The organism is Salipiger sp. ABF4_146 (genome assembly GCF_056161345.1).
In genome coordinates this window covers 1-26,056 of the sequence record NZ_JBSWYX010000015.1, presented here as the reverse complement: position 1 = coordinate 26,056, position 26,056 = coordinate 1, and the positions used below count along the sequence as shown (strand labels likewise).

24 protein-coding genes are annotated in these 26,056 nt (G+C 67.4%); 7 read left to right on the top strand and 17 right to left on the bottom strand.

Going from position 1 to position 26,056, the window contains the following annotated elements:
- Window positions 1-5 precede the first annotated feature (5 nt).
- Entirely contained in the window at window positions 6-182 is a 177-nt protein-coding gene (locus ACXAJT_RS19605; RefSeq protein ID WP_475237815.1) for a hypothetical protein, read from the bottom strand.
- 383 nt (window positions 183-565) lie between these two features.
- Between ACXAJT_RS19605 and hisS the strand changes: the two genes are divergently transcribed.
- Genes hisS through hisG form a run of 3 tightly spaced genes read left to right on the top strand, consistent with a single transcriptional unit; the run spans window position 566 to window position 3,800 of the window.
- The gene (gene hisS, locus ACXAJT_RS19600; protein WP_475237812.1) at window positions 566-2,038 is read left to right on the top strand and encodes a histidine--tRNA ligase; all 1,473 of its coding nucleotides are present in this window, start codon (window positions 566-568) and stop codon (window positions 2,036-2,038) included.
- Window positions 2,029-3,111 (top strand): ATP phosphoribosyltransferase regulatory subunit, encoded by a 1,083-nt coding sequence (locus tag ACXAJT_RS19595; RefSeq protein ID WP_475237810.1) that lies wholly within the window; start codon window positions 2,029-2,031, stop codon window positions 3,109-3,111. The genes hisS and ACXAJT_RS19595 overlap by 10 nt, the downstream gene beginning before the upstream one ends.
- Complete coding sequence (hisG, locus tag ACXAJT_RS19590; protein WP_475237807.1) at window positions 3,108-3,800, top strand: ATP phosphoribosyltransferase; 693 nt, start codon at window positions 3,108-3,110, stop codon at window positions 3,798-3,800. The genes ACXAJT_RS19595 and hisG overlap by 4 nt, the downstream gene beginning before the upstream one ends.
- 72 nt (window positions 3,801-3,872) lie before the next feature.
- On the opposite strand, the gene ACXAJT_RS19585 is transcribed toward hisG, so the two are convergent.
- Together ACXAJT_RS19585 and yghU are read right to left on the bottom strand one after the other, a co-directional pair.
- Window positions 3,873-4,784, bottom strand: a complete 912-nt coding sequence (locus tag ACXAJT_RS19585) for an AEC family transporter (protein WP_475237805.1) — start codon at window positions 4,782-4,784, stop codon at window positions 3,873-3,875.
- A gap of 91 nt (window positions 4,785-4,875) precedes the next feature.
- Window positions 4,876-5,736 (bottom strand): glutathione-dependent disulfide-bond oxidoreductase, encoded by an 861-nt coding sequence (yghU, locus tag ACXAJT_RS19580; protein ID WP_475237803.1) that lies wholly within the window; start codon window positions 5,734-5,736, stop codon window positions 4,876-4,878.
- 276 nt (window positions 5,737-6,012) lie between these two features.
- On the opposite strand from yghU, the gene ACXAJT_RS19575 reads away from it, so the two are divergent.
- On the top strand, window positions 6,013-8,421 hold the full coding sequence (locus tag ACXAJT_RS19575) for a ligase-associated DNA damage response DEXH box helicase (RefSeq protein WP_475237801.1): 2,409 nt from the start codon (window positions 6,013-6,015) through the stop codon (window positions 8,419-8,421).
- 3 nt (window positions 8,422-8,424) lie between these two features.
- On the opposite strand, the gene ACXAJT_RS19570 is transcribed toward ACXAJT_RS19575, so the two are convergent.
- The gene (locus ACXAJT_RS19570; protein WP_475237800.1) at window positions 8,425-9,099 is read right to left on the bottom strand and encodes an SDR family oxidoreductase; all 675 of its coding nucleotides are present in this window, start codon (window positions 9,097-9,099) and stop codon (window positions 8,425-8,427) included.
- A 99-nt stretch (window positions 9,100-9,198) separates the two neighbouring features.
- Between ACXAJT_RS19570 and pdeM the strand changes: the two genes are divergently transcribed.
- Complete coding sequence (gene pdeM, locus ACXAJT_RS19565) at window positions 9,199-9,861, top strand: ligase-associated DNA damage response endonuclease PdeM (RefSeq protein ID WP_475238141.1); 663 nt, start codon at window positions 9,199-9,201, stop codon at window positions 9,859-9,861.
- A gap of 242 nt (window positions 9,862-10,103) precedes the next feature.
- Here pdeM and folD read toward each other — a convergent pair whose 3' ends face one another.
- From folD to tolQ, 13 genes are all read right to left on the bottom strand, one after another.
- A complete protein-coding gene (gene folD / locus ACXAJT_RS19560; RefSeq protein ID WP_475237797.1) occupies window positions 10,104-11,006 on the bottom strand; it encodes a bifunctional methylenetetrahydrofolate dehydrogenase/methenyltetrahydrofolate cyclohydrolase FolD in 903 nt (300 codons plus the stop codon).
- 5 nt (window positions 11,007-11,011) lie between these two features.
- On the bottom strand, window positions 11,012-11,308 hold the full coding sequence (locus ACXAJT_RS19555; RefSeq protein ID WP_475237793.1) for a chorismate mutase: 297 nt from the start codon (window positions 11,306-11,308) through the stop codon (window positions 11,012-11,014).
- 164 nt (window positions 11,309-11,472) lie between these two features.
- Window positions 11,473-13,143 (bottom strand): formate--tetrahydrofolate ligase, encoded by a 1,671-nt coding sequence (locus tag ACXAJT_RS19550; RefSeq protein ID WP_475237790.1) that lies wholly within the window; start codon window positions 13,141-13,143, stop codon window positions 11,473-11,475.
- A gap of 75 nt (window positions 13,144-13,218) precedes the next feature.
- On the bottom strand, window positions 13,219-13,818 hold the full coding sequence (locus tag ACXAJT_RS19545; RefSeq protein WP_475237786.1) for an MOSC domain-containing protein: 600 nt from the start codon (window positions 13,816-13,818) through the stop codon (window positions 13,219-13,221).
- Window positions 13,819-13,988: 170 nt separating this feature from the next.
- The gene (locus tag ACXAJT_RS19540; RefSeq protein ID WP_475237783.1) at window positions 13,989-14,672 is read right to left on the bottom strand and encodes a methyltransferase domain-containing protein; all 684 of its coding nucleotides are present in this window, start codon (window positions 14,670-14,672) and stop codon (window positions 13,989-13,991) included.
- Between the two features lie 89 nt (window positions 14,673-14,761).
- On the bottom strand, window positions 14,762-16,675 hold the full coding sequence (gene ftsH / locus ACXAJT_RS19535) for an ATP-dependent zinc metalloprotease FtsH (protein WP_475237781.1): 1,914 nt from the start codon (window positions 16,673-16,675) through the stop codon (window positions 14,762-14,764).
- Window positions 16,676-16,766: 91 nt separating this feature from the next.
- Complete coding sequence (tilS, locus tag ACXAJT_RS19530; protein WP_475237778.1) at window positions 16,767-18,080, bottom strand: tRNA lysidine(34) synthetase TilS; 1,314 nt, start codon at window positions 18,078-18,080, stop codon at window positions 16,767-16,769.
- Window positions 18,081-18,100: 20 nt separating this feature from the next.
- Window positions 18,101-18,946, bottom strand: coding sequence for a tol-pal system protein YbgF (gene ybgF, locus ACXAJT_RS19525; protein WP_475237773.1), 846 nt, complete (start codon window positions 18,944-18,946; stop codon window positions 18,101-18,103).
- An 11-nt stretch (window positions 18,947-18,957) separates the two neighbouring features.
- Window positions 18,958-19,485 (bottom strand): peptidoglycan-associated lipoprotein Pal, encoded by a 528-nt coding sequence (pal, locus tag ACXAJT_RS19520; RefSeq protein ID WP_475237771.1) that lies wholly within the window; start codon window positions 19,483-19,485, stop codon window positions 18,958-18,960.
- Window positions 19,486-19,618: 133 nt separating this feature from the next.
- On the bottom strand, window positions 19,619-20,953 hold the full coding sequence (gene tolB, locus ACXAJT_RS19515) for a Tol-Pal system beta propeller repeat protein TolB (protein ID WP_475237768.1): 1,335 nt from the start codon (window positions 20,951-20,953) through the stop codon (window positions 19,619-19,621).
- A 149-nt stretch (window positions 20,954-21,102) separates the two neighbouring features.
- Window positions 21,103-22,329, bottom strand: a complete 1,227-nt coding sequence (locus ACXAJT_RS19510) for a cell envelope biogenesis protein TolA (protein WP_475237766.1) — start codon at window positions 22,327-22,329, stop codon at window positions 21,103-21,105.
- A gap of 10 nt (window positions 22,330-22,339) precedes the next feature.
- Window positions 22,340-22,831 carry a protein TolR gene (tolR, locus tag ACXAJT_RS19505; protein WP_475237764.1) on the bottom strand — a complete coding sequence of 164 codons (492 nt, stop codon included), beginning with the start codon at window positions 22,829-22,831 and terminating at the stop codon, window positions 22,340-22,342.
- A gap of 3 nt (window positions 22,832-22,834) precedes the next feature.
- Complete coding sequence (tolQ, locus tag ACXAJT_RS19500; RefSeq protein ID WP_066107651.1) at window positions 22,835-23,530, bottom strand: protein TolQ; 696 nt, start codon at window positions 23,528-23,530, stop codon at window positions 22,835-22,837.
- A 279-nt stretch (window positions 23,531-23,809) separates the two neighbouring features.
- Here tolQ and ACXAJT_RS19495 point away from each other — a divergent pair, with 279 nt between their 5' ends.
- Together ACXAJT_RS19495 and ACXAJT_RS19490 are read left to right on the top strand one after the other, a co-directional pair.
- Entirely contained in the window at window positions 23,810-25,153 is a 1,344-nt protein-coding gene (locus ACXAJT_RS19495; RefSeq protein WP_475237761.1) for a cytochrome P450, read from the top strand.
- Window positions 25,154-25,304: 151 nt separating this feature from the next.
- Window positions 25,305-25,889, top strand: coding sequence for a transposase (locus tag ACXAJT_RS19490; protein ID WP_475237759.1), 585 nt, complete (start codon window positions 25,305-25,307; stop codon window positions 25,887-25,889).
- Window positions 25,890-26,056: the final 167 nt, after the last annotated feature.

Genomic DNA, 26,056 nt, shown 5'->3' with positions numbered 1-26,056 from the left:
AGGACTCAGGGCTTGGCGAAGCCTGCCGGGAAAGCGCCGCCGCGAACCGGGGCCCGCTGTCCACCGCGTGGCGGTCTTCCGGCCTCCTTACGGCGCGACATGATCCCGGCGAACAGGACCAGCGCGATCAGTGGCGACATGATGAGAAGCCCGATGGACAGGCCGACCAGAAAAAGATGCATATTCGTTCCTCCCTGAAAAAGAGGCTATCACGGATCCGTGGCGACACAATGCCGCATTCCAATTTTCTTTTCATGCCGCGACGCGGCGCAATCCACGCTGCAACGCGGCGCAGGAGGGTCCTGCGCGCTGTGGGCCAACTTCGGCTAGCCTGCGCGGACGGCCCCTGCCGGGGCCTAGCCCACTTGCACGGGCGCAACGGAAAGGCCCGCGGCGATGCCGTGTTGATCGAGGCCGCGCGGGCATTTCCGAAACTCGACCGGGCCTGCGCGCGATCTCAGGGGCGGAAACCGGGGGGAATTGCAGGCACCGATGGGGCTTCGCTTGCTCCTTGCGGGTCAAGCGGCTATGGGGAGCGCGCAATCTGGACAGCCGGAGCGAGGCCATGGCCAAGGAAAAGAAAGCCCCCCGCCCCCGGGCACAAACGCCCAAGGGGTTCCGCGACTATTTCGGCACCGAGGTGACCGAACGCGCAGACATGCTGCATACGATCGCCGGGGTCTATCATCGCTACGGCTTTGAAGCGCTGGAAAGCTCCGCCGTCGAGACCGTCGAGGCGCTCGGCAAGTTCCTTCCGGACGTCGACCGTCCGAACGAGGGGGTCTTTGCCTGGGAAGACGACGATGACGGCTGGGTGGCCCTGCGCTACGACCTGACCGCGCCGCTGGCGCGGGTCTACGCCCAGCATCGCAACGATCTGCCCACGCCCTACCGGCGCTACGCCATGGGGCCGGTCTGGCGCAATGAAAAGCCTGGGCCGGGCCGGTTCCGGCAGTTCTACCAGTGTGATGCGGATACCGTGGGCGCGCCTTCCGTGGCCGCCGACGCCGAGATCTGCGCGATGCTGTCGGACACGCTGGAAGAGGTCGGCATTCCGCGCGGCGACTATCTGGTGCGGGTCAACAACCGCAAGGTTCTGAACGGCGTGCTCGAGACCATGGGCCTGTCGGATGACGCGCAGCAGCAGGCCGTGCTGCGCACCATCGACAAGTTCGACAAGGTCGGCGAGAGCGGCGTGCGCGAGCTTCTGGGCAAGGGCCGTCTGGATGCCTCCGGGGCCTATATTGATGGCGTCGGCCTGTCGGACGATCAGACCGCACCGGTGCTGGCCTTCCTGACCTCCAAGGGCGCGGACGCGAGGGCGACGCTGGCCAACCTGCGTGCCGCCATCGGCGCTTCGGCAGTGGGCGCAGAAGGCGTCGACGAGCTGGAGCAGATCGCCACGCTGCTGGATGCCGGCGGCTACGGTGCCGACCGGATCGAGATCGACCCCTCGGTGGTGCGCGGCCTCGGCTATTATACCGGCCCGGTGTTCGAGGCCGAGCTGACCTTCGAGATCCTCGACGAGAAAGGCCGCAAGCGGCAGTTCGGCTCGGTGGCTGGCGGCGGGCGCTACGACGATCTGGTCAAGCGCTTCACCGGTCAGGCGGTGCCTGCGACCGGCGTGTCGATCGGTGTCGACCGGCTGCTCGCCGCGCTGCGCGCCAAGGGCCGCATCGGCGGCACCGCGCAGGGCCCGGTGGTTGTGACCGTGATGGATAAGGCGCGCATGGCCGATTATCAGGCGATGGTGGCCGAACTGCGCAACAACGGCATCCGCGCCGAGGTCTACCTCGGCAACCCGAAGAACTTCGGCAACCAGCTCAAATACGCCGACAAGCGCGGCTCCCCCGTGGCCGTCATCGAGGGCGGCGACGAGAAAGAGCGCGGCGTGGTGCAGATCAAGGACCTGATCCTCGGCGCGAAGCTGGCGGAAAGCGCCAGCCTCGAGGAATGGAAAGAACGGCCCTCGCAAGTCGAGGTGCCGCGCGATCAACTGGTCGCCAAGGTGCGCGAGATCCTGAACCAATGGGCGTGAGCATGGCAGCCGAGAAGGCCGAGGCGGAGCGCCTGCGGGCGGTTTTTGCCGAGGCCGGGGCGCAACCGCTGGACTGCGCGATCATGCAGTCGGCAGAGACGCTGCTGGACCTTTATGGCGAGGACATCCGCGCGCGCGCCTATGTGACGCATGACCCGAACCGCGGCGAGGTCATGCTGCGTCCCGACTTTACCGTGCCGGTGGTCGAGATGCACATGAGCCACGGGGCCGAACCCGCGCGCTATACCTACGCCGGCGAGATTTTCCGGCGGCAGGAAGAGCACCCCGAACGCCCCTCAGAGTACTTTCAGGTGGGCTACGAGGTGTTCGATCGCGGCGATCAGGCGCAGCTCGACGCCGAGGTCTTTGGCCTGTTCTCGGAGGTGCTGGCGCCCTACGCGCTGCGCCCGGTCACCGGCGACATCGGCATTCTGACCGCCGCGGTGGCGGGGCTGCAGACCTCGCAGGCGCGGCGCGATGCGCTGCTGCGCCACATCTGGCGGCCGCGCCGGTTCCGTGCGCTGCTCGATCGCTTCTCTGGCAAGACGCCGGTTCCCGCACCCCGCGCCGCGATGCTGGCGCAGGACGATCCGATGGCCAAGGCCGGCCCGGTGATCGGCGTGCGCTCCGAACGCGAGATCGCCGATCGCATCGCCGCGCTGCGCGCGGATGCCGCCGAACCGGCACTGCCCCGCGCGCAGGTCGAGCTGATCGACGCGGTGCTGGCGGTGCGTGAGACCTGCTCCTTCGCGCTGGAACACCTGCGCGACATCGCCGTGGACATGCCCGCGCTGCTGCCCGCGCTGGAGCGGTTCGAACGGCGCTGCGATGCGCTGAGCGCGCGCGGCGTGGATGTTGCCGAGCTTGACTTCGAGGCCAGCTATGGCCGCAGTTCGATGGAATATTACGATGGCTTCGCTTTCGGCTTCGTCTGCGAGAGCCGTCCCGATCTGCCCCCGATCGCCACCGGCGGGCGCTATGACGCGCTGACCCGGCGGCTTGGCGGCGGGCAGGAAATTCCGGCGGTGGGCGGCGTGATCCGTCCGGGCATCCTTCTGGAGGTGGCGAAATGAGCATCAAGCTTGGCGTGCCCTCCAAGGGCCGGCTGATGGAAAAGACCTTCGACTGGTTCGGCGCACGCGGCGTTAAGCTCTCGCGCACCGGATCGGACCGCGAATATGCTGGCGCCGTTGACGGCGTCGAGGGCGTGTCGCTGGTGCTGCTCTCTGCGGGGGAAATTCCGCGTGAACTGGCGGCCGGGCGCATCCACCTCGGCGTCACCGGCACCGACCTGATCCGCGAGAAGCTGGTGCAATGGGACCAAAAGGTCGAACCGCTGGCCGAGTTGGGCTTCGGGCAGGCCGATCTGATCGTCGCCGTGCCCGCCGCGTGGGTCGATGTCGACACGCTCGATGACCTCGACGGCGCCGCGGCCGCGTTCCGCGCGACGCACGGGTTCCGCATGCGGATCGCGACGAAATATCACCGACTGGTGCGCGACTACCTGCGCATGGGCGGCGTCGCCGACTACCAGCTTGTGGACAGTCAGGGCGCGACCGAAGGCACGGTGAAAAACCTCACCGCCGAGGCCGTGGCCGACATCACCTCAACCGGCGAGACGCTGCGCGCCAATCACCTCAAAGTGCTGGCCGAAGAGCCGGTACTGCGCTCGCAGGCCACCCTCTTCCGCTCGCGCGCGGCCAAGATGAATGACGCCGACCGCGAGACGCTGCGCACCCTGACCGAAATGCTTGGGGTCTGAGCCAGCGGGCCGCAGGCCATGTCTTCGCGAAGCTCAGCATGGGCGCGGGCCGAACAGGCAGCGCGCCCGTCGCTAAAGCGTTCCGACAGCCCACAGCACCAGCGGCAGGGTCAGCGCAGCGACCAGCGTCTGTCCGGTGATGATCCCGGCCATATAAGGCCCGTCCCCGCCCAGTTGCCGGGTGAGGACATAGGCTGTGGGCGCCGTCGGCACCGCCGAGAACACCACCAGCACCAGAGCCGCGCTGCCCTCCAGCCCAAAAAGCGTGGCAAGCGCCTGCGCCAGCAGCGGCATGCACAGCAGCCGCAGAACGCTCACGCCGGTCAGCGCCGGAAGATCGCGCCGCAGGGTTTCCGGTTGCAGCGCCGCGCCAACGCAGAGCAGGCCCAGCGGCAGGCTGCCCTGCGCCAGCAGCTTGAGGAAGGCGCCGGTGCCAAAGGGCAGCCCCACGCCGCTGAGCGCAACCACGATGCCAGCCAGACAGGCGAGGATCAGCGGGTTGCGGAAAATCGTCCGCAAAAGCACGGCGGCCCGCCGCCCGCCGCCGCCATGGTCGCTCAGCGCGATGATCGACAGCACGTTCACCAGCGGCACTGCCACAGCAAGATAGACCGCCGCCTGCGCCGTGGCCGCGATGCCCGCGACGCTGGTGATGGTGGCCACGCCAAGATAGGTGTTGAACCGGATGACGCCCTGCAGCGCCGGCCCGTAGCGCGCCGCCGGAAACGGACGAAACTGCCGCGCCAAGGCCAGCGCCGCCGCCGCAAGCCCAATGGTCGCGAGGGCCGCGCCGCCGAGGCGCAGCACTTCTGGGTCACGCACCGGCGCGGCCGCGAGACTGGAGAAGAGCAGCGCCGGGAACAGCGCGAAATAGTTCAGCCGCTCCGCTGCGGGCCAGAAAGAGTCTGCGGGAAATCCAGCCCGCCGCAGCGCGAAACCGAGGCAGATCAGCGCGAAAATCGGCCAGATGGCGGTGATCAGCATAGCGCGTCATCTCGAGTCTGGCGGGTCTTCGCGCCCGACCTGCGAAAGCAGAGGTGCAAGAGCCACGGAAGGCTCTTGCCTCTGGCACGCGTCATTCAGCCGCCAGCTTGTCCTGCGTGCGCAGCTCGAAATCCGAGGCATCGTGGCGCTCGTGCAGCTGCTCCTCAAGCGGGCCGGTGGCCTTGTTGACCATGCGACCACGCTTTACCGCCGGGCGGGCGTCGATCTCTTTGGCCCAGCGTTGCACGTTCTTGTAGCTTTCCACGTCGAGGAACTCGGCTGCTTCGTACTGCCGTCCCAGCGCGAGGTTGCCGTACCAGCACCAGATCGCGATGTCGGCGATCGTGTAGTCGTCCCCGGTCATGAAGGCGCGGTCCGCAAGGTTGCGATCAAGCACGTCGAGCTGACGCTTGGTCTCCATCGCGAAGCGGTTGATCGGGTATTCCATCTTTTCCGGCGCGTAGGCGTAGAAATGCCCGAAGCCACCGCCGAGGTAGGGCGCGCTGCCCATTTGCCAGAACAGCCAGCTGAGCATCTCGGCCCGATCCTCTGACTTGCCGAGGAAGGCGCCGAACTTTTCCGCCAGATGCAGCAGGATGGCGCCGGATTCGAACACCCGGACCGGCGTCTCGCCCGAGCGGTCGAGCAGCGCCGGGATCTTCGAGTTCGGGTTCACGTCGACGAAGCCCGAGCTGAACTGGTCGCCCTCGCCGATGTTGATGAGCCACGCGTCATACTCGGCGTCATGGCCCGCAGCGAGCAGCTCCTCGAACATCACCCCGGCCTTCTGGCCGTTCGGCGTGGCGAGGCTGTAGAGTTGGAACGGGTGTTTGCCGACCGGAAGGTCCTTGTCGTGGGTCGGGCCGGCGATCGGACGGTTGATCGAGGCGAACTGGCCGCCGCTCTCGGCTTCCCAAGTCCATACTTTGGGCGGGGTGTACTGCGCAGTCATGAGAGGGACTCCCTTTATCTGATTGCGCCAGACCCTAGCGGTTTGCAGCGGAAAGGCCAGAGAGTGCGCTGTGCATGGCGGCACAGGTGGATGTGAGGCGGTTGCGACGCCTCGGCTGAGAAGCGGCGGTCGGTCTGGTGAACGGCGTAGAAAGAGGGGGCTCCGCCCCCGTCCGCGCGTTGCGCGGCCTCCCCCGGCGTATTTCAGAAGAGAAGAAGAAGGGCGCGCGGCAGCGCGGCGGCTTTCCAAGTCGGCACCCGCGCCTATCTTGGGGGCATGCTCGATTTGCCCGCCCCGCTTCAAGACTGGGTCTCCCGCCGCGGCTGGAGCCTTCACCCCCATCAACGCGCCTTGCTGGACCGCGCCGGGACGCCGGCGCTGCTGCTTATTGCGCCGACAGGCGGCGGCAAGACGCTGGCCGGTTTTCTGCCGACGCTGGCCGAACTGACCGCGGCGCCGCGCACCGGGCTGCACACGCTCTACGTCTCGCCGCTGAAGGCGCTGGCCGCCGACATCAAGCGCAACCTGCTGATCCCCATCGAGGAGGCCGGACTGCCGATCCGCGTCGAGGACCGCACCGGCGACACGCCGTCTTCGCGCAAGCGCCGCCAGCGCGCCGATCCGCCGCACATCCTGCTGACCACGCCCGAGAGCCTTGCGCTGCTGACCTCCTACGAGGATGCGCCAAGGATGTTCGCGGGGCTGGAACGGGTGGTGGTGGACGAGATCCACGCGCTGTCGGAAAGCAAGCGCGGCGATCAGCTGATGCTGGCGCTGGCCCGGCTGCAGCGCATGTGCCCCGACCTGCGGCGGGTCGGGCTTTCGGCCACGGTCGAGGACCCTGCGGCCATCGCCGGGCTGCTGGCGCGACATCCGGACCCCTGCGAGGTCCTCGAAGCAGACCCCGGCCCCGAGCCCGATATCGCGATGCTGCAGACCGAGGCGGCGCCGCCATGGTCCGGCGGCGGGGCGGCCTATGCCATTCCGGCGGTATTGGAGCAGGTGAAGCAGCACCGCACCACGCTGATCTTTCACAACACCCGCGCGCAGGCCGAGATTTTCTTTCACAAGCTCTGGCTGGCCAACGAGGAAGCGCTGCCCATCGGTATTCACCACGGCTCGCTCGACCGCGGCCAGCGCGAGAAGGTCGAGGCGGCCATGGTGCGCGGCGACCTGCGCGCCATCGTTTGCACCGGCTCGCTGGATCTGGGCATCGACTGGGGCGACGTCGATCTGGTGATACAGGTCGGCGCGCCGAAGAACGTCAAGCGGCTGGTGCAGCGCATCGGGCGCGCCAACCACCGGTACAACGCGCCTTCCAAGGCATTGCTGGTGCCCGCCAACCGGTTCGAGGTGGTGGAATGCGTGGCGGCGCTAGAGGCGGTGCGGGCCCGCGATCTCGACGGCGAGAGCCGCGGGCCGGGCCCGCGCGACGTGCTGTGCCAGCACATCCTCATCGCCGCCTGCGCCGGGCCGTTCGACGCGGGCGCGCTTTATGCCGAGATGACCACGGCGGGGGCCTATGCCGGGCTGAGCCGCGCGGAGTTCGACGATTGCCTGCAGTTCTGCGCCACCGGCGGCTACGCGCTGCGCGCCTATGACCAGTGGCAGCGCCTGAAACAGCGCGAGGACGGGCTGTGGCAGCTGCGCGACCCACGTTCGGCGGTGCGCATCCGGCAGAACATCGGCACCATTCAGGACACCGACACGCTGAAGGTGCGCTACCGCGGGCGCGGCGGCGCGCCGCTGGGTGAGATCGAGGAAGGCTTTGCCGCGCAGCTCACCCGCGGCGATACGTTCCTCATTGGCGGGCAGATCGTGCGCTACGAGGGGCTGCGCGAGATGGTGGTGCAGGTCAGCCGCGACGCGCATCGCAAGCCCAAGATCGCCACCTTCATGGGGACCAAATTCGCCACCTCCACCCAGCTGTCGGACCGCATCGTGCGGATGTTCCAGCAGGGTGCATGGCCCGGGCTGCCCGAGCATACCGCCGATTGGCTGCGGCTGCAGCGCGAGGTGTCGCGCCTGCCGCAGCCCGGGCGGCTGCTGATAGAGAGCTTTCCGCACGACGGGCGCGAGCAGCTGGTGGTCTATGGCTTTGCCGGGCGCAACGCCATGCAAACGCTGGGGCTGCTGCTGACCAAGCGCATGGAAGAGGAAGGCCTCGCTCCCATGGGGTTCGTCGCCACCGATTACGCCGTGCTGATCTGGGGGCTCGACGAGGTGATCGACCCGGCGCCGCTGTTTGACCTGCAGGCGCTGGAGGCCGGGCTGGAAGGCTGGCTGTCGGGCAATGCGGTGATGAAGCGCACCTTCCGCGCCTCGGCCACCATTGCCGGGCTGATCGAGCGCAACATCGGCGGCCAGCGCAAAAGCGGCAAGCAGGCGACCATGTCGTCGGACATCCTTTACGACACGCTGGTGAAATACGACCCCGATCACCTGCTGCTGCAGATCACCCGCGAGGAAGCGATGCGCGGGCTCGTGGATTTCGCCCGCATCCGCGAGATGTGCGCCCGCGTCGAGGCGCGGATCGATCTGCTGCGGCTGGAGCGGCTTTCACCGCTGTCGGCGCCGCTGTTCCTAGAACCGGGGCGCGTGCCGATCCGCGGCAGCGCTGACGAGCGCCTGCTTGAAGAGGAAGTCGGCGCGCTGCTGCGCGAGAGCGGGCTGGCGGCGATCTGAGCCCTACTCGGCGTAGATCATCTTCTTGGTCATACCGCCATCGACGGTGAGCGTCTGGCCGGTGACGAACCCTGCATCGGCAAGGTAGAGCACCGCATCCGAGATGTCGCCGCTGCGGCCGACCCGGCCTGCCGGATGCTGCGCGTGGTCGTCGTGGGAGAGCTCGGTCTCACCGCTGATCCAGCCCGGCGCAATGGCGTTGACCCGCACCTTCGGCCCCAGTTGCACCGCCAGCGCTTGCGTCAGCCCGATCAGCCCGCCCTTGGCGGCGGCGTAGGCGAAATCGCCACCCTCGGACATCAGCGCGCGGGTCGAGGCCATGACCACGATCGCCCCGCCCTCCTGCAGCAGCGGCAGCGCCGCGCGGCTCATCAGGAAGGCACCGGTGAGGTGACTGCCGAGCATGCCGTTCCAGTCGTCCAGCGAGGTCGTGCCCAGTTCCATGTCGATACCGCCGGTGCGCCCGGCGTTGCTGACCAGCAGGTCGAGGCGTTCCCAGCCGAGCGTATCGAAGGCGGCTTTCACCGAGGCCTCGTCCGAGACGTCGCATTGAATGTGGCGCCCCGGGCCGTCTTCGGCGAGGTCAAAACTGGCGACCTCCCAGCCCTCGGTCATCAGCCGCTCGCAGATGCCCCTGCCGATGAGGCCCGATCCCCCGGTGACAATGGCGCGGCGCATATGATCTCTCCTTCTTGTGTCCTGCCCGGCAGCTAGGGCGGCGCTGCTTCGGTGGCAAGCGTCTTGCGGGGGGCTCGGCGCTCTGGCATGGCAGCGCCGATGACACGGCTCGGCTTTGACTTTCACGGCGCGGCGCTCGAGGCGCTGGGATCGGGGGCGCTTTACTGGCCCGCCGAGGGGCTGCTGGTGGTCTCGGACCTGCACTTCGGCAAGTCGGCGCGACTGGCAGCGCAGGGCGGCGCGCTGATGCCGCCCTACGAGGGACGCGAGACCCTGCTGCGGCTGGAGCGCGACCTCGAGACCACCGGCGCGCGGCGGGTGGTCTGCCTTGGCGACAGTTTCGACGCGGCGGGGCTCGATCTGGTGCTGCCCGAGGAAGAGCAGCTGTGGATCGCCCGGCTGCAGGCGGGGCGAGACTGGCTCTGGGTCGAAGGCAACCACGATCCCGGCCCGGTGTCGCTGGGCGGCACGCATCTGGCGGAACTGCGGCTGAACGGGCTGGTGCTGCGGCACATGGCTGAAGACGGCGCGGTGGGAGAGGTGTCGGGGCATTTCCATCCCAAGGCGCGTATTGCCGTGCGCGGGCGGGTGATCTCGCGGCCCTGTTTCCTGTTGGACGCGGCGCGGCTGATCCTACCCGCCTATGGCGCCTACACCGGAGGGTTGCGCACCGACAGCGCGGTGCTGTCGGGGCTGATGGGCGACGGCGCGCAGGCGATCCTGACGGGGCCAAAGCCGGTACAGCTGCCGATGCCGAGGTAGCGGCAGGCGCAGCACGAGTCGGGCAGCGCAGGCCCGTGGGGTGGCACTGCGACCATCGAGGTCAGCGCTTTATCCTCGCCAAACCCGGACGACATCATGCCCTTGCGCGAGGATGAAAAAGCGCCAGCCCGCGCCGCACGCCAAAGGCGTGCAACTTGGGAGTGCACACCTTCGGTGCGACGGGCCGGCGCTTGCCCGGCGGCCTTCGGCCTTGTTCCGGGCTCTTCACCTTACTTCGCGGCTTACGCCGTCAGCCCCTCGGGCTCGGGCAGGCCGTTGGCGCGGCAGCAGGCGGTCACGGTGTTGGCCAGCAGGCAGGCGATGGTCATCGGGCCGACGCCGCCGGGCACCGGGGTGATCGCGCCCGCGACCTCGGCTGCCGATGCAAACTCCACGTCACCCACCAGCCGGGTCTTGCCCTCGCCCTTCTCGGGCGCGTCGATGCGGTTGATGCCCACGTCGATCACCGTCGCGCCGGGCTTCACCCAGTCGCCGGGGATCATCTCGGGGCGGCCCACGGCGGCGACAAGAATGTCAGCGCCGCGGCAGACCCCTGCCAGATCCTTGGTCCGCGAATGCGCGATGGTCACCGTGCAGCTGTCGCCCAGCAGCAGTTGCGCCATCGGCTTGCCGACAATGTTCGAGCGGCCCACCACAACGGCGTTCAGCCCCGACAGCGAGCCATGCTGTTCGCGCAGCATCATCAGGCAGCCGAGCGGCGTACAAGGCACCATGCTCTTCTGCCCGGTGCCGAGCAGGCCGACGTTGGAGATGTGGAAGCCGTCGACGTCCTTGGCCGGGTCGATGGCATTGATGACAAGGTCCGAGTTCATGTGCGACGGCAGCGGCAGCTGCACGAGGATGCCATGCACCGCCGGATCGGCGTTGAGTGTCTCGACCAGCGCCAGCAGGTCCGCTTCCGAGGTGTCCTCGGGCAGCTTGTGCTCAAAGCTCTGCATCCCCGCTTCAAGCGTCTGCTTGCCTTTGTTGCGCACGTAGACCTGACTGGCGGGATCTTCGCCCACCAGCACCACGGCGAGGCCGGGGGTGATGCCGTGCTCGTCCTTCAGCCGGGCGACATGGCCGGCGACCTTTTCGCGGACCGTTGCGGCAAAGGCCTTGCCGTCGATGATGGTTGCACTCATGTGGCTCACTCCTGTCCCAGCACCGCTTGCTCGCGGCGGATCGACCATTCCACCAGCTCGCGCCAGAGCGTCTCGCTCAGGTCCGGGTCGATCCCCTCGGCCTCGGCGTTGCGCCGGGCGTTGGCGACGACCTCGTCGACGCGGGCCTTGATCCGGGCGGGCAGACCCGCGCCGGTCTTGATCTCGGCGGCACGGTCGATGAGGCTCTGGCGGTGCGCCAAGAGCGCGCTCAGCGCCTTGTCGGTGTCGTCGATCTCGGCGCGCAGCGCCGTCATGTCACCCAAGGTTGCGGGATCGCGCATCAGCGGCTCCTTGCAAGTTTTTTCCGTGTCCGGTGCGCCCCCTATGCCGCGATGCGGCGCAGGGATCAACGCACCAGTGCGGCGGATATTGCACCAATCGCGACAAACCACGCGCGGATCGGAAACCCGCGGCGCTTTTTGAGCGCCGCGCAACGGTGACTGCCTCAGAAAAGCCCCTCGACCTGGCCTTCGGTGTTGAGCCCGATGCTCTCGGCGGCGGGCACGCGCGGCAGGCCGGGCATGGTCATGATGTCGCCGCAGATTGCCACGACGAACCCCGCGCCGGCCGAAAGCCGCACTTCGCGCACCGGCACCGTGTGGCCCTCGGGCGCACCGCGCAGCGTCGGGTCGGTCGAGAAAGAGTACTGCGTCTTGGCCATGCAGACCGGCAGGTTGCCAAACCCCTGCTCTTCCCACTCTTTCAGTTGCGCCACGACCCGCGCGTCGGCGCTGACCTCGCCTGCGTGGTAGATGCGCTTGGCGACGGTCTCGATCTTCTCCCACAGCGGCATCTCGTCGGCATAGAGCGGGGCGAACTGCGCGGCATCGCCATCGGCGATATGCGCCACGCGCTCGGCCAGAGCGGTGATGCCCGCCGAGCCCTCGGCCCAGTGGCGGCACAAATGCGCCTCGGCGCCGCGCGCCTCGGCGTAGGATGTCACCGCCGCCACTTCATCCTCGCTGTCACCGGCGAAGTGGTTGACCGCCACGACGACCGGCACGCCGAACTGGCGCAGGTTCTCGATATGGCGGCCAAGGTTGGCACAGCCCTGTTTCACCGCGTCCACATTCTCGGATCCGAGATCGCCGCGCGCCACGCCGCCGTTCATCTTCAGCGCGCGCACCGTCGCCACCAGCACCACGCAATCGGGGTGCAGCCCGGCCTTGCGGCACTTGATGTCGAAGAACTTCTCGGCCCCCAGATCGGCCCCGAAGCCGGCCTCGGTGACCACGTAATCGGCCAGCCGCAGCGCGGTCTTGGTGGCCACGACCGAATTGCAGCCATGGGCAATATTGGCGAACGGACCGCCATGCACGAAGGCCGGGGTATGTTCGAGCGTCTGCACGAGGTTGGGCTGCATCGCGTCCTTCAGCAGCACGGTCATCGCACCGTCGGCCTTCAGATCGCGTGCCAGCACCGGGGTCTTGTCGCGGCGATAGGCGACGATCATCTGGCCAAGCCGGTCCTGAAGGTCGGCGAGGTTCTCGGCAAGGCACAGGCAAGCCATGATCTCGGAGGCCACGGTGATGTCAAAGCCGCCCTGCCGCGGGAAGCCGTTGGGCGCACCGCCAAGGCCCGTGACCACGTCGCGCAGCGCCCGGTCGTTGACGTCGAGCACACGGCGCCAGACCACGCGGCGCAGGTCGATCTCCAGATCGTTGCCCCAGTGCACGTGGTTGTCGATCATCGCCGACAGCAGATTGTGCGCAGCCGTGATGGCGTGGAAATCGCCGGTGAAATGGAGGTTCATCTCTTCCATCGGCACCACCTGCGCATGACCGCCGCCGGCCGCCCCGCCCTTCATCCCGAAGTTCGGCCCGAGCGAGGCCTCGCGGATACAGATCGCCGCTTTCTTGCCGATCGCCTGCAGCCCGTCGCCAAGACCGACCGTGGTGGTGGTCTTGCCCTCGCCTGCCGGGGTCGGGTTGATCGCGGTGACGAGGATCAGCCGACCGCGCTTGCGCTCGCCCAGCCCCTCGATGAAGCTTGCCGAGACCTTTGCCTTGTCATGGCCGTAGGGGATGAGGTCGGCCCCGGTGATGCCGAGCTTTTCGCCGATCTCCTGAATGGGACGTTTCTGAGCGGCGCGGGCGATTTCGATATCGGTGGTCATGGCGGGGCCTTCCTGCGGAGTGGTCTCGTGCCCCGTCAATAGCCGCTCTGGCGCGCGTGGTCACGCGCGAAGCGTTCAGCCCCTTCGCGCCGCATCGAGATGCGCCCAGACCGGCTGGTCTGGAATGTGCAGCGTCAGCGTGTCGCCGATCGCCAGTCTGCCCGGTCGCTCGACCCACGCGGTGACGCCGCGCTTGCCCTTGGCGGCGGATTTGAACGCCTTGCCGTGGCCCTTGTGCTCGGCCTCGATCTCGCGCGCGGGCAGGTTGCAGGGGCGGTTTTCCATGTCGACGACCAGCGTCGTGCCATCCGGCCCCTGCAGCCGAGACGACGGCGGGATGTGGCTGAAGTCGGGAATGCCTTCGAGGATCATCGTGGCCCCGGCCAGCACAGGGTCGACCTCATCAAGGTTCAGCGTTCGCGCGATCTCGGCAAGGTCCTCGGCGGCGACGATGCTGAGCTGACGGGCGTTGGCGATCTCGGTGCCGCGCTTGTGCTGCGAGGTCACGCGCGAGCACGAAGGCCGCGTCAGGCCCGCGTGGCGCTCGTCTGCCGGACCGGCCCAATCCAGATCAAGCGCCTCCTCGGGCACAGAGCGGATGCTGTCGCCTTCGACCGGCACCCGGCCAAGCCATGTGATGCGAGCAGAGAACTGGGTGGGCTTGAGCGCGGGCATGGGGCACGTCCTTTCGAAGCTTACGTTGCGAAGCCAACTTGGGCCACAGATGTGCGGCGACGTCGAGGGGGAAGCACTCCGGTTCCTGCGCAATTGCGCGCGCGGCGATCGCAGCCCCGGCAAAGGCGCGCACCGCAGGGATCGGAAGTTTGCGGCGCCGCGCGGCGCCGTCAGACCGTGACGGTGAAGAACAGTCGCCGGAAAGGGAACAGCGCCCCGCCCGCCGCGTCCACCGGGTAGACGGTGCGGATCACCGCCTCATAGGCAGAGATCAGTTCTGCCCGTTCCGCCTCGTTCAGCGGATCGAGCACTGGACGGGCAAAGGTCGCTTGCGTGAAATGGCGCACCGGATGGCCGCTCTCCTGTGGGGCGAGGTATTGATAATACTCGGTCTCCCACAGCGCGGTCTCGCCCTGCGGTGCCAGCAGCGCGTGATACTCTGCCGGGCGCAGGATGCCGGGAATGGTGGTCGGATCGATGCGGCCGGGGTAGCGTTCCTCGACCAGCGCCAGCCACATGCGGTGCGACGGCGCGTTGTTCTGCGCCGGAACCTGCACCGCAAGCGTGCCGCCGGGCGCAAGCATCGCAAGCAGCCGCGGCAGCAGGATGTCATGCCCGTGCGCCCAGTGCAGCGCCGCGTTGGAGAAGATCAGCGCCGGCGCTTCCGCCGCCTTCCACGTCGAGATTTCAGCCTCGTGCAGCGCGTCATAAGCGCCGGTCTGTCGCGCCTTGTCCAGCATGGCCGGGCTGAGATCCACGCCCTCCAGCCGCCGCCCCAGCTGCGTCAGCGCCGGGCCGACATCACCCGCACCGCAGCCGAGGTCGACAACCGGCCCCTCGGGGAGCGCGGGCAAAGACCGCAGCAAATCAAGCGCAGGCCGCAAACGATGACCCCGGAACCTTTGATAGGTCCCGGGGTCCCAGTCGTTATGCCCGTTCGGGCTCATGCAGAGGGTTCGGGCTCCATCCCGCCATCTTCCGAAGGCTTCGCCTTCGGCTTGGTCTTGGGGATGGCGGTGACGCTCGGGGTGTCGTCCGACCCGTCATCCTCGCCGCCCGAAGCGTTCGGCGGCTCGCCCTTCATCACGCGTTTGATCTCGTCGCCGGTCAGGGTCTCGTACTCAAGCAGGCCCTGCGCCAGACGCTCCCACTCTTCGTGCTTCTCGGTGAGGATCGAATGGGCGCGTTCATAGGCGATCTGGATGAAGTTGCGCACCTCTTCCTCGATCAGCTCCTTGGTATGCGCCGAGACCGACAGGCCAGCCGTGTTGCCCTGATAGCCCTCATGCGCCTCGGAGTAATCGATATTGCCGATCTTGTCCGACATGCCCCAGCGCAGCACCATCGCGCGCGCCAGAGCGGAGGCCTGCTGGATGTCGCCCGCCGGGCCGTTCGACACGTTGGGCTCGCCATACTTGATGATCTCGGCGGCCTTGCCGGCCATGGTCATCGCGAGCTTTTCCTCGCATTCGGACTTGTGCCAGTTCAGACGGTCGATCTCGGGCAGCGAGACCACCATGCCAAGCGCCCCGCCGCGCGGAATGATCGTCGCCTTGTAGACCGGATCGCACTGCGGCAGCGACAGGCCGACGACGGCGTGACCGGCCTCGTGGTAGGCGGTCTTTTCCTTCTGATCGGCGGTCAGCACCATCGACCGGCGCTCGGCGCCCATCATGACCTTGTCCTTGGCGTTCTCGAAGTCTTCCATCGTCACGAACCGGCGGCCAACGCGGGCGGCCATCAGCGCCGCCTCATTGACGAGGTTGGCAAGATCCGCGCCCGAGAAACCGGGCGTGCCGCGCGCGATGATGCGCAGGTCGACATCCGGGCCAAGCGGGGTCTTGCGGGCGTGTACGCCGAGGATCTTCTCGCGGCCCTTGATGTCGGGGTTGCCCACCATGACCTGACGGTCGAAGCGGCCCGGACGCAGCAGCGCGGGGTCGAGAACGTCGCGGCGGTTGGTGGCGGCGATGATGATCACGCCCTCGTTCGCCTCGAAACCGTCCATTTCGACCAGCAGCTGGTTCAGGGTCTGCTCGCGCTCGTCGTTGCCACCGCCATAGCCCGAGCCACGGTTGCGACCGACGGCGTCGATCTCGTCGATGAACACGATGCAAGGCGCGTTCTTCTTGGCCTGTTCGAACATGTCGCGCACACGCGATGCGCCGACACCGACGAACATCTCCACGAAGTCCGAGCCGGAAATGGTGAAGAAGGGCACACCGGCCTCGCCCGCGATGGCGCGCGCCAGCAGCGTCTTACCGGTGCCCGGAGGGCCCACCAGCAGCGCGCCTTTGGGGATCTTGCCGCCGAGCCGCGAGAATTTCTGCGGATTGCGCAGGAATTCCACGATCTCTTCAAGCTCTTCCTTGGCCTCGTCGATGCCCGCCACGTCGTCGAAGGTGACGCGGCCGTGCTTTTCGGTCAGCAGCTTGGCCTTGGATTTGCCAAAGCCCATGGCGCCGCCTTTGCCGCCGCCCTGCATGCGGTTCATGAAGTAGATCCACACGCCGATCAGCAGCAGGAAGGGCAGAAGGCTCAGCAGGAAGGCCTGGAAGCCCGATTGTTCCTGCGGTTCGGCCCGGACGGTGACGCCCTTGTCGATCAGCGAATCCGTGACCTGCGCATCCTCGGGTTTGACGGTGACATAGTCTTGCCCGTCGTTGCCGCGATAGCGGATTTGCTCGCCGTCGATGGTGACGGAGCTGACGGATTGAGAATCCACCGCCTCCATGAAATCCGAGTAGCTGATTTCCCGGCTCTGCAGCGTGCTTCCGCCTCCGGAGAAGAGGTTGAAGAGCGCCAGAATCAACAGGAAAAGAACGACCCAGAAGGCGATATTTCGTGCGTTGCCCAAGGACGGCCTCCTAAAATGACGTAGCGCGCGGCTCCGGACGGAACCACGGTGTGCCTAACATAAGGGCTGAGCCAGCCGGTTCAATGCGATTTCACCCTGTTTGCGGGCCGGATTGCACGAATGCCGCGAAGCTCAGGCCCTCGCGCCCAAACGGACACAGCCTGAAAGCGGGCGGCATGCAATCCCGCAGCGCCAGCGCGTCGCAGGCCACCAGCCGCGCGCCGTCGAACAGCGCGGGGGCGGTGCGGGCGGCATGAAAGGGCACCGGCGGCGCTGCATCGCGATCACGCTGCGCCCATCCGTCATCCCCAAGTGCGCGCGCCGTCAGCCCCTCGGCATCGCAGCGCAGGATCTGCCAGCGACCATCCCAGAACGCCCCGGGCGCCGCTGCGACCACCTGCTCTCGCACCGCTTCGTATTCACGGAACATGGCGATGCGCCCGCGTTCGATGCGTGTTTCGCAGCCGTGCAGGGTGCCGCCGCCGCCGCCAAGCAGCCGGTCGAGCAGCGCTTCGAGGGGCGCTTCGCGCGGGCGGTATTCGGCCCCGGACACATAGCAAAGCCCCGCCGCGAGAAGCCGAAGCTGGGTGTCACGCTCGACACGCTGAAACCCGGACTGGTCGAACAGCAGATCGCCCGCCCGCTGCGGCACATCCGGCGCGGCGATCTCGTGCCAGACCTGCACCGCCCTTGCCCGCAGCGCCTCGCCCGCCCGCGCCATACGCTCCGCGGTCCGGCTCAGGTCGGGGCCGGAGAGCTCGCCGTCTGCCTCCAGCCGGGCAATCAGCTTGCGGGTGCGCACGCGGTCGTAGCTGTCATCCTCGTTCGACGGATCGTCAGCCCATGTGCCCTTCAGGACGCGCAGGTAATGGCGTAGTTCGCCGCGCCGCATATCGAGACAGGGCCGGATGATCCGCATCGGCGCAGCTCCCGGCTTCGCAGGAACCTCGCGCACCGGGCGCATCGCGGAAAGCCCCTCAACCCCAGACCCGCGCGCCAGACGCATCAAGAAGGTCTCGGCCACGTCGTCGGCGGTGTGGGCCATAAGCACGTCGCGGATGCCACCACGCCAGCCGTCGATCAGCGCGAGACGGGCGCGTCGCGCCGCGTCCATCAGATTGCCCTGCCCGTCCCAGTGCCAGCGCAGCGTGCTGTGCGGCCAGCCAAGCTCGGCGCAGGTTGCCGCGACCATGCGCGCCTCTTCCGCCGCCTCGGGCCGCAGCCCATGATCGATGGTGACCACATGCAGCCGCACCCCCCAGACGTGAGTCCAATTGTGCGCCAGTGTCAGCATCGCCATGCTGTCGCCGCCGCCGGAGACGGCCAGCGCGATATCGGAGGGAAAGTCCGGCCCCAGCGCCGCGCCCATGGCGTCGGCAAAGCGCTGGTCCAGTGTCGGTGTCATCGCAGGGCTCGCCGGCTGCCTCACTGGCAGCCGAGACGCGCCATTTCCGCCTGCGCCTTGGAGACGGCGGCGTTGCCCGGATAGCGGGTTTCGACCTCGGCCAGCGTCACGCAGGCCTCGTTGGTGCTACCCAACTGGCCAAGCGCCGCGCCGAGCCGCCACAGCGCGTCGGGCGCGACCTCGCTCTCGGGGTAATTAGCATAGGCCCCGAGGAACCGGCGCGCCGCCTCGCGGGTATCTCCCGCTTCGCTGAGCGCGCGACCTTCGCCCAGATAGCTCGCCGCCTCTAGCGGAGATCCCGGGTAGGTCTGGCGGAAGGACGCAAACTCGCTCGCGGCGGATTGAAAGTCACCGCTGGCGAGCGCCTCCTGGGCTCGCCGGAAATCGGTCTCCTCGCCGACGGCGAGTTCGACCCCGCCCGACGGCAGCGCATCGTCGCCTGCCGACGCGCTTTGCGACGGTGCCGACGCGGGGCTGCCCGCGGTCGCCGGCTGGTCGCCGCCGAGTGGACGGGTCTGGCCGATGTTGCCGATATCGCAGCCCGGCTCCATTTCGCAGATACGGAATTCCAGATCGCCGATCCGGTTGGTGCCGTCGCTGACAACGCTGTCGATCCGGTGGCTCATCTCTTCGGTGCGCGCGGTCAGCCGGGTCAGTTCGGCCTCGATCGCGTTCACCCGGTCAAGCGTGCTGCCACCGACGTTTGCCGCGCCGATGCCGGTGGTGTTCAGCTCTTGCTTGAGCTTCTTAAGTTCGGTGTCGAGCATCACGAGTTCCTGACGGAGATCCGCCAGGGTCTCGGTCTGCTGGGCCTGCGCGCCGCTCGCGATCAGGCCCAGACAAAGGGCAATGCCAGTCAGACGCATCCGGGGCCTCCTCAGCTTGTCATGCCCATGGAAATCACCGTCACCGCACGGCGGTTCTTGGCGTAGCAGGCCTCTTCGGAGCAAATCTCCACCGGGCGCTCCTTGCCGTAGGAAATCTGGCGCAGACGGCTCGAAGCCACGCCCTTGGAGATCAGGTATTCCATCACCGCGTTGGCGCGGCGAGCGCCAAGCGCGATGTTGTACTCGCGGGTGCCCTGCTCGTCGGCGTGGCCTTCGATCACCGCGAGGTAATCGGAGTTGGTCATCAGCCACTGCGCCTGCGCATCAAGCGTGGCCTGCGCCTCGGCGGTAAGCGTCGACTGGTCGACGGAGAACAGCACACGATCGCCGATCGCCTGGTTGAAGTAGGCCGAAGACGTCGGGTCATTGGCCGAGCCCGGCACCATGCCGCCATTGGCGCCCGCGCCGCTGCCGCCCGCACCGGCACCATAGGCACCTTCGTTGAAACGATCGGGGTTGGTGCAGGCAGCAAGGCCAAGACCGGCCACCAGCATCAGAACCTTCGGAAGATATGTCATTGGATCACTGTCCTGCTCGTATGTTTTGCCGAAAGGCTATCACAGCGCGAAAGGCTTGGGAACGTAGCGTCTCGCGGCCCGGATAACCCTTTTGAGAGAATTGTTTCCGGGCCGATGATCTTTGGCGCCGCGCTTACTGCAGCGGCCCCCAGCTGGGGTCCGACGCGCCATCGGGCGTGCGCACCCGCTTGAGATTCCGCCCCGAGATATCGACCGTGTAGAGCGAGCTTGATCCCTGAGCACCCTGCGTCTCGCGGGCGAACATCAGAACGCGGCCGTTCGGCGCCCACGTCGGACCCTCGTCGAGGAACGAGGCGGTCAGCAGCCGCTCTTCCGACCCATCCGTGCGCATCACCCCGATGTGGAAGCGCCCGGCGTTCTGCTTGGTAAAGGCGATGAGATCGCCGCGCGGCGACCAGACCGGGGTGCCGTAACGGCCCTGACCAAAGCTGATCCGCGTCGGCTCGCCGCCACCCACCGGCATGACGTAGAGCTGCTGGCTGCCAGAGCGGTCGCTCTCGAAGACAATCTGACTGCCATCGGGCGAGAAGCTGGCGCCGGTCTCGATCGAGGGCGCGGTGGTCAATTGCCGGGTCTGGCCGGAACTAATGTCCATCGCATAGATGTCGGTGTTAGAGCCACGCGCCATAGAATAGAGCAACTGCGAGCCATCCGGCGAGAAGCGCGGCGCAAAGCTCATCACCCCGTCGGTGGTCGGCAGAATGCGGCTCTGTACCGAGCCGACATCAAGCACGTGAATGCGCGGCTCGCCGGTCTCGTAGCTGGTGTAGAGCACCCGGTCGCCGTTGGGCGAGAAGCGCGGCGCGATGACGATCGAGCGGCTGTCAGTCAGATACTGCACGTTGGCGCCGTCGTAATCCATCACCGCAAGTCGCTTGGCACGCTCGTCTTTCGGGCCGCTTTCCGACACAAAGACCACGCGGCTGTCGAAATAGCCGCTCTCGCCGGTGATCCGCGAATAGACCTGATCGGCCACCTTATGCGCCAGCCGCCGCCAGCCTTCGGTGGTGGCCGAGAACTGCATGCCGTCGCCCAGTTCGGTGCCGGCGAAGACATCCCACGCGCGGAACTTGACGGTGAGCCGCCCTGCCCCGTCGGAACTGACGGCACCTGTGATCAACGCCTGCGCATTGATCGCTTTCCAGTCGGAGAATTGCACCGGGCTGGAGAAATTCGACACGCGGCTGATATGCGCATCGCGCGGAATTTCGCGGAAGAGGCCGGTGCCGCTCAGGTCCTCGGCGATCACCCGGCTGATCTGCTGCGCGTATTCGGCGGCGTCGCCGGTCTCGGCCACGAAATCGGGCACCGCATAGGGCAGAGGTTCGATCACACCTTCGGTGATCTCGATGCGCAGTGGGCCGTCTTGCGCCAGCGCCGGCGTTGCAACGCCCACCGCCGCCCCGGCGCTGCCGAGGGCAAGGATCAGGGCCAGAATTCTTGTCATGCTCGTGTTCTCCTTCCCGGTCGCCGTGCCGCGCCGCTCTGCCTGAGTTCTGCCTCGCGGCAATGATAGCGCGCGGAACCGCCTCGGACAAAGCGCCACATTATCGAGCCGGTGGGCCGCCGTGCGGAGGGCCGCGCCAAGATGCCCCATCACCGTTGCCTCATCTGCTCGGGATTGAAGGTCATCTCGATGGTCTTCCATTGATCGTATTTGTCGGCGGGCAGCGAATAGCGCCCACCGCTTTCAGCTTGGCAACGCAGAATGGCGCGGCGCGCATTATTGAAGGCCGTCCCCACCGCTGCGGTGTCACCACCTGATGAGTCGATCATCCGCAGCGAGGACGAAATGACTTGGCCACTGGGCTCCATGTCCATGCTTATGGTGACCGTTACGTTGGCGGCCGGGCTTCCGACGTCTACCCGCCAGCACTTCTGAACCGCGATCCTGAAAGCATCGCGATCACCGGGCGACAGTGCGGGGCTAGATAGCCCACGCTGCTCCGCCGCGCCGCCACCGCCGGCGAGCGCCTGCGCGATGGCATCGGCGACGGCGTCGTCGGTGCTGTCCTGCGCGGGCGGGGTGTCCTGTTCCGGCGCCGGAGCCTGCTCTGCGGTCTGCGGGCTCGGCTCTTCGGCCGGTGCCTCAGGCTCCGGTTCCGGCTCGGGGCGCTGCGCGAGATTGGTCGGGCGCGTGAGCGGACGACGCGAGGCATCGGGCGCGAACATCGGCGCATCAGGCACCGGGTCCTCGGCGGCCGCCGGTTCCTCGGCCTCGGTGACGATCTCGGTCGCGGTCTCTTCGGGGGCCGTTGCCTCTTGCGCCTCCTCGGCCACCTCCGGTGCCTCGGCGTCGGGCTCGGCGGCCTGCTGCACCTCCTCGGCAACCTGCGTGTCGGGCTCTGGCGGGGCCACCGGCTCTGGCGCGACGCGCGGCGCGGGGCGCGGCACCGGGCGGTCGGCCACATCGGGCGCGAGCACCGGCGGCGGCGCCACGGCCTCGGGCTGGGGCGGCGAGACCGGCTCGGACGTATCGGGCGGCGTCACCTCTGCGGGCGGCGCGATAGGCTCGGGCAACACCTCAGCGGGCGGCTCGGGCGCCGGCTCCGGAGCGTCGGGGCTGGGCGCGGGATCGGGCTCTGCCGGGGCCAGCACGGCCTCGGGTTCCGGCTCGGCGGCGGGCGCGGGCGGCGCGTCGACCTCCTGCGCCGTCTCCGGGGATTGCGCGGCACGGCTCATCGCGGCGAACTCGGCTTCCGAGATCACCGTCACCGCCGAGGTCTCGACCTGCGGCGGATCGGGGCGGAACACATTGCCGAAGATCGCCCAAAGGATCACCGCAAGGTGCAGACCACCCGAGATATAGAGGCTCTTGCGCAAGGGCGCTCCCTCAGTTGCCAGACAGTCCGGCCGCACCGTCGAGCGCCGGACCGCCGGTGTCGGTGACCAGCCCGATCGACGAGAAGCCGCCGCGGTTCAGCGCGCCCATGACCTTGGCCACGGTGTCATAGGGCACCGTGCCGTCGGCGCGCAGGAAGATGCGGTCGTCGTCGCGTTCCTCGGCGATGGCGCGCAGGCGCGGGGTCAGTTCGTCCATCGCCACCTCGGTGGTCTGGATCATCACCATGCCATCGGCGGCGATGGTGACGGTGAGCGGCTCCTCCGCCTCGTTCGGCAGCGCCGTCGCGGCGGTTTTCGGCAGTTCCACGGGCACGCCCACGGTCAGCAGCGGCGCGGCGACCATGAAGATGATCAGCAGCACCAGCATCACGTCGACCATCGGCGTGACGTTGATCTCGGCCATCGGCTGGCCACCACCGCCGGAGCGGCGCCGCCTGCGACGACCGCCGCCGCCTCCCTTTTTCATCACGCCTCCGGCCATGGCTCAGGCGTCCAGCTGGCGCGACAAGATGGTGGAGAACTCGTCGGCAAAGGCCTCGTAGCCCGCGATCACGCGGTCGGAATCGGCCGAGAGCTTGTTGTAGAAGATCACCGCCGGGATCGCAGCGACGAGGCCAAGCGCCGTGGCAAACAGGGCCTCGGCGATGCCGGGGGCCACGACCACCAGCGAGGTGTCCTGCTGCGCGGCGATCTCGATGAAGGCGTGCATGATGCCCCAGACCGTACCGAACAGCCCGACGAAGGGCGCTGCCGAGGCGACTGTGGCCAGCACCGGAAGACCGCGCTGCAACGCCTCGGCCTCTTTCTGAATGGCCACATCCATCGACCGGTCGATGCGCGCGCTGGCGTTGGCAATCATGCCGCCGTCACCACGATGCGATCGCCGCCATTCGGTCATGCCGGCGGCAAAGACCCGCTGCGCGCGACCGCGCGGTTCTGGGCCGATCTGGTCAAACAGCTCGTCCAGCGGCTCGCCGGACCAGAAAGCCCGGTCGAACACCGCCGCCTCGCGGCGGGCACGGCGATAGGCGACGAGTTTCTCAAAGATGATGGCCCAAGCCCAGACCGAGGCGAGGATCAGCATCAGCATCACCAGCTTGACGGTCAATGTGGCGCGGGCGAAGAGCCCCCACATGGAGAAATCGATCTCCTGCGCGAGCGCGAGGGTATTTGCGTCCATAAGCCTGCTCTTCCTCATGGGCTATGAAATGGCCTCTGTGTCGAGGCTCTGATTACCGGTGTGTTTAGCCGATTTGCAGCGCGAACTCCAACACAATGGCGTCATCATCGGGTCACGGCGGCGATATTCCCGCGGGAACCCGCCGGTTGCCGCAAGGGCAAGGCGGTTGCATGGGGCGGAACGCCGGTAGAACAGACCTTGGACGACATGGCGCAGCCTCGAAGGCTTGATACCCCCCTCGAAGGCAATACGTTTCCGTGACACGGCGAAGGAGGGACCATGACGCAGACGCTGCCGCCCCGCATCGAGCCCGCAACCGAACCGCTGGGCATGCTCGCCAGCCTGCGGGCCGCCCGCAGCAATGTGCTGCGGATCATCCCAGCCATCGCCTACACCCAGCCCATCGTCACCGGCACCACCGGCCACGCCCGCTGGCACATGGTGCAGGGCCCCGAAGGCATGAAGCGGCTGTTTCTGGACAACGTCGAGAACTACCCGAAGTCCGAAGTCATGCTGCGCATGCTGCGCCCGGCGGTGGGCGACAGCCTGTTCACCTCCGAGGGCGCGCAATGGCGCTGGCAGCGCCGGGCCATCGCCCCGGTCTTTGCCGCGCGCAACGTCGAAGCGCTGTCCCCGATGATGACCGCCACCGCCGAGCGCGCCTGCGACCGCCTTGCCGGTACCGACAGCGCCGAGATGGTCGCAGAAATGCTCTCGGCCACCTTCGACGTGATCTGCGATGTCGCCCTCTCTGGCCGCGAGCACTTCGATGCCGAGACCTACGGCGAAGCGATCACCCGCTATTTCCTGACCGTGGGGCGCGCGTCGCTGCTCGACTTCCTAGAGGTGCCGCCTTGGGTGCCGCGCCCCGCCGAGCTTTTCGGGCGGCGCGCGGTGAAGACCATGCACAGCATGGTGTCCCGCGCCATCGAGGCGCGGCGGCGGGAAGCGACGGGCAACGCGGATGATCTGCTCGACCACATGCTCGCTGCGCGCGACCCCGAGAGCGGACGGACCATGTCGCCGCAGGATCTGCTGCACAACATGCAGTTCTTCATCGTCGCCGGCCATGAGACGACGGCGCTGTCACTGGCCTGGGCGCTTCACCTGCTGGCCCACGACGAACCGGCGCAGTCCCGCGCGCGCGAAGAGGCGCGGGACGTGCTGCAGGGCGGCGCCTGCGGCCACGAAGAGCTTGAGCGCATGCCCGGCATCACCGCGATCCTCGACGAGACCATGCGGCTCTACCCACCGGTTGGCATGCTCGCGCGCAACGTACGCGCGCCCGACACGCTCTATGACCGCGAGATCCACCCGCGTGAGACGATCTTCGTGAACACGTGGGCGCTGCATCGACATCACGAGTATTGGGACCGACCCGACGAATTTGATCCCATGCGCTTCGCCCCCGGTCAGAAACGCGACCGCTATCTGCACCTGCCCTTCGGGGCGGGCCCTCGCGTTTGCGTGGGGGCAAACTTCGCCATGATGCAGGCGGGGATCATTTTGGCCACGCTGCTGTCGCGCTACCGCTTCGCCCCCAAGGGACCGCGCCCCGAGCCCATCATGCACATGACGGTACGCCCCGATCCCGGAGTCACACTGGAAGTCACGCCGCTTTAGGGCACGCAGGTGGCCCTGTTGCGCCCGCCCTACTGAGGAGGTCCAGCCAGGATGCCCGAAGCCCGCTAAGACCGGCGGCCCGCAAGACTACGGACTGGCCGCAAAGCGAGAAAAGCCGGAGAGCATTGTCAGCAAACTGGGCCAGATTGAGGTGCTCTACAAGGAAGACCTGGCGATGGCCGATGCGGGGCGACAGATTGCAGTATCGCGGCATAGGTTCGACCTGTGGCGGAGCCAGTACGGCGGGATGACCCGGGCGCGGCTCTCGCGGCTCAAGGAGCTAGAGCAGGAGACCCTGAGGCTGCGTCGAGCGGTATCCGAGCGGACGCCTGAGAGACGCACCCTGACCGCGGCTGCGCGGGCGAAGTCCCAAAGCCCGTCGCGCCGCCGCCATAGCGTGGAGCATGTTCGCAAGGCACTTGGCATCTCCAAGGCGGCGGACCGGCACCGTTTCGCACAGGGCGGGGTGAAGCAATTATCTTGTGAACCCGGCATTGTCGCTGGCCTGCATGTGCAAACCTGTTCACCGAGGGACACGGAGCTGGAGCTAGGCGCTGGCGCGACCATGTCACAGAGCAACTTGGCTGCTGCCTCAAGAAATTCATATGCTCATGAATTCGTTCATAACTTTCCCGAGAAAAAGAAAAGTTATGGCGGAGAGAGAGGGACCGGGGTCGAACGTTCTCTGCCCCCCAAAAAAGAGCTCTGTGTGACGCCCAGGTTATCCGGAAACTGAATAGCGCGGCCTGACCTGAATGTCCGCCGGCTCGGAGGCGGGCGGATCTTGGGTGGGGCTTTGGGGCCAAGCGAAGGCCTAGGCTCAGGACTCGTTCTCCTTCAAAGCCAGAAGATTACGGTCGCAGCGAGTGCGATTGCTGAGAAGAAGGCTTGTGGGCAGCGGTC

Bases quoted from the DNA above. Each gene is read 5' to 3' on its own strand.
- hisS (WP_475237812.1), top strand. From the start codon at position 566: ATGGCCAAGGAAAAGAAAGCCCCCCGCCCCCGGGCACAAACGCCCAAG.
- ACXAJT_RS19545 (WP_475237786.1), bottom strand. From the start codon at position 13,818: ATGCCCGCGCTCAAGCCCACCCAGTTCTCTGCTCGCATCACATGGCTT.
- ACXAJT_RS19605 (WP_475237815.1), bottom strand. From the start codon at position 182: ATGCATCTTTTTCTGGTCGGCCTGTCCATCGGGCTTCTCATCATGTCG.
- tolB (WP_475237768.1), bottom strand. From the start codon at position 20,953: ATGACAAGAATTCTGGCCCTGATCCTTGCCCTCGGCAGCGCCGGGGCG.
- hisG (WP_475237807.1), top strand. From the start codon at position 3,108: ATGAGCATCAAGCTTGGCGTGCCCTCCAAGGGCCGGCTGATGGAAAAG.
- tilS (WP_475237778.1), bottom strand. From the start codon at position 18,080: ATGACACCGACACTGGACCAGCGCTTTGCCGACGCCATGGGCGCGGCG.
- pal (WP_475237771.1), bottom strand. From the start codon at position 19,485: ATGACATATCTTCCGAAGGTTCTGATGCTGGTGGCCGGTCTTGGCCTT.
- ACXAJT_RS19555 (WP_475237793.1), bottom strand. From the start codon at position 11,308: ATGCGCGATCCCGCAACCTTGGGTGACATGACGGCGCTGCGCGCCGAG.
- yghU (WP_475237803.1), bottom strand. From the start codon at position 5,736: ATGACTGCGCAGTACACCCCGCCCAAAGTATGGACTTGGGAAGCCGAG.
- ACXAJT_RS19550 (WP_475237790.1), bottom strand. From the start codon at position 13,143: ATGACCACCGATATCGAAATCGCCCGCGCCGCTCAGAAACGTCCCATT.
- ACXAJT_RS19585 (WP_475237805.1), bottom strand. From the start codon at position 4,784: ATGCTGATCACCGCCATCTGGCCGATTTTCGCGCTGATCTGCCTCGGT.
- folD (WP_475237797.1), bottom strand. From the start codon at position 11,006: ATGAGTGCAACCATCATCGACGGCAAGGCCTTTGCCGCAACGGTCCGC.
- ACXAJT_RS19575 (WP_475237801.1), top strand. From the start codon at position 6,013: ATGCTCGATTTGCCCGCCCCGCTTCAAGACTGGGTCTCCCGCCGCGGC.
- tolQ (WP_066107651.1), bottom strand. From the start codon at position 23,530: ATGGACGCAAATACCCTCGCGCTCGCGCAGGAGATCGATTTCTCCATG.
- ybgF (WP_475237773.1), bottom strand. From the start codon at position 18,946: ATGCGTCTGACTGGCATTGCCCTTTGTCTGGGCCTGATCGCGAGCGGC.
- tolR (WP_475237764.1), bottom strand. From the start codon at position 22,831: ATGGCCGGAGGCGTGATGAAAAAGGGAGGCGGCGGCGGTCGTCGCAGG.
- pdeM (WP_475238141.1), top strand. From the start codon at position 9,199: ATGACACGGCTCGGCTTTGACTTTCACGGCGCGGCGCTCGAGGCGCTG.
- ACXAJT_RS19595 (WP_475237810.1), top strand. From the start codon at position 2,029: ATGGGCGTGAGCATGGCAGCCGAGAAGGCCGAGGCGGAGCGCCTGCGG.
- ACXAJT_RS19495 (WP_475237761.1), top strand. From the start codon at position 23,810: ATGACGCAGACGCTGCCGCCCCGCATCGAGCCCGCAACCGAACCGCTG.
- ACXAJT_RS19570 (WP_475237800.1), bottom strand. From the start codon at position 9,099: ATGCGCCGCGCCATTGTCACCGGGGGATCGGGCCTCATCGGCAGGGGC.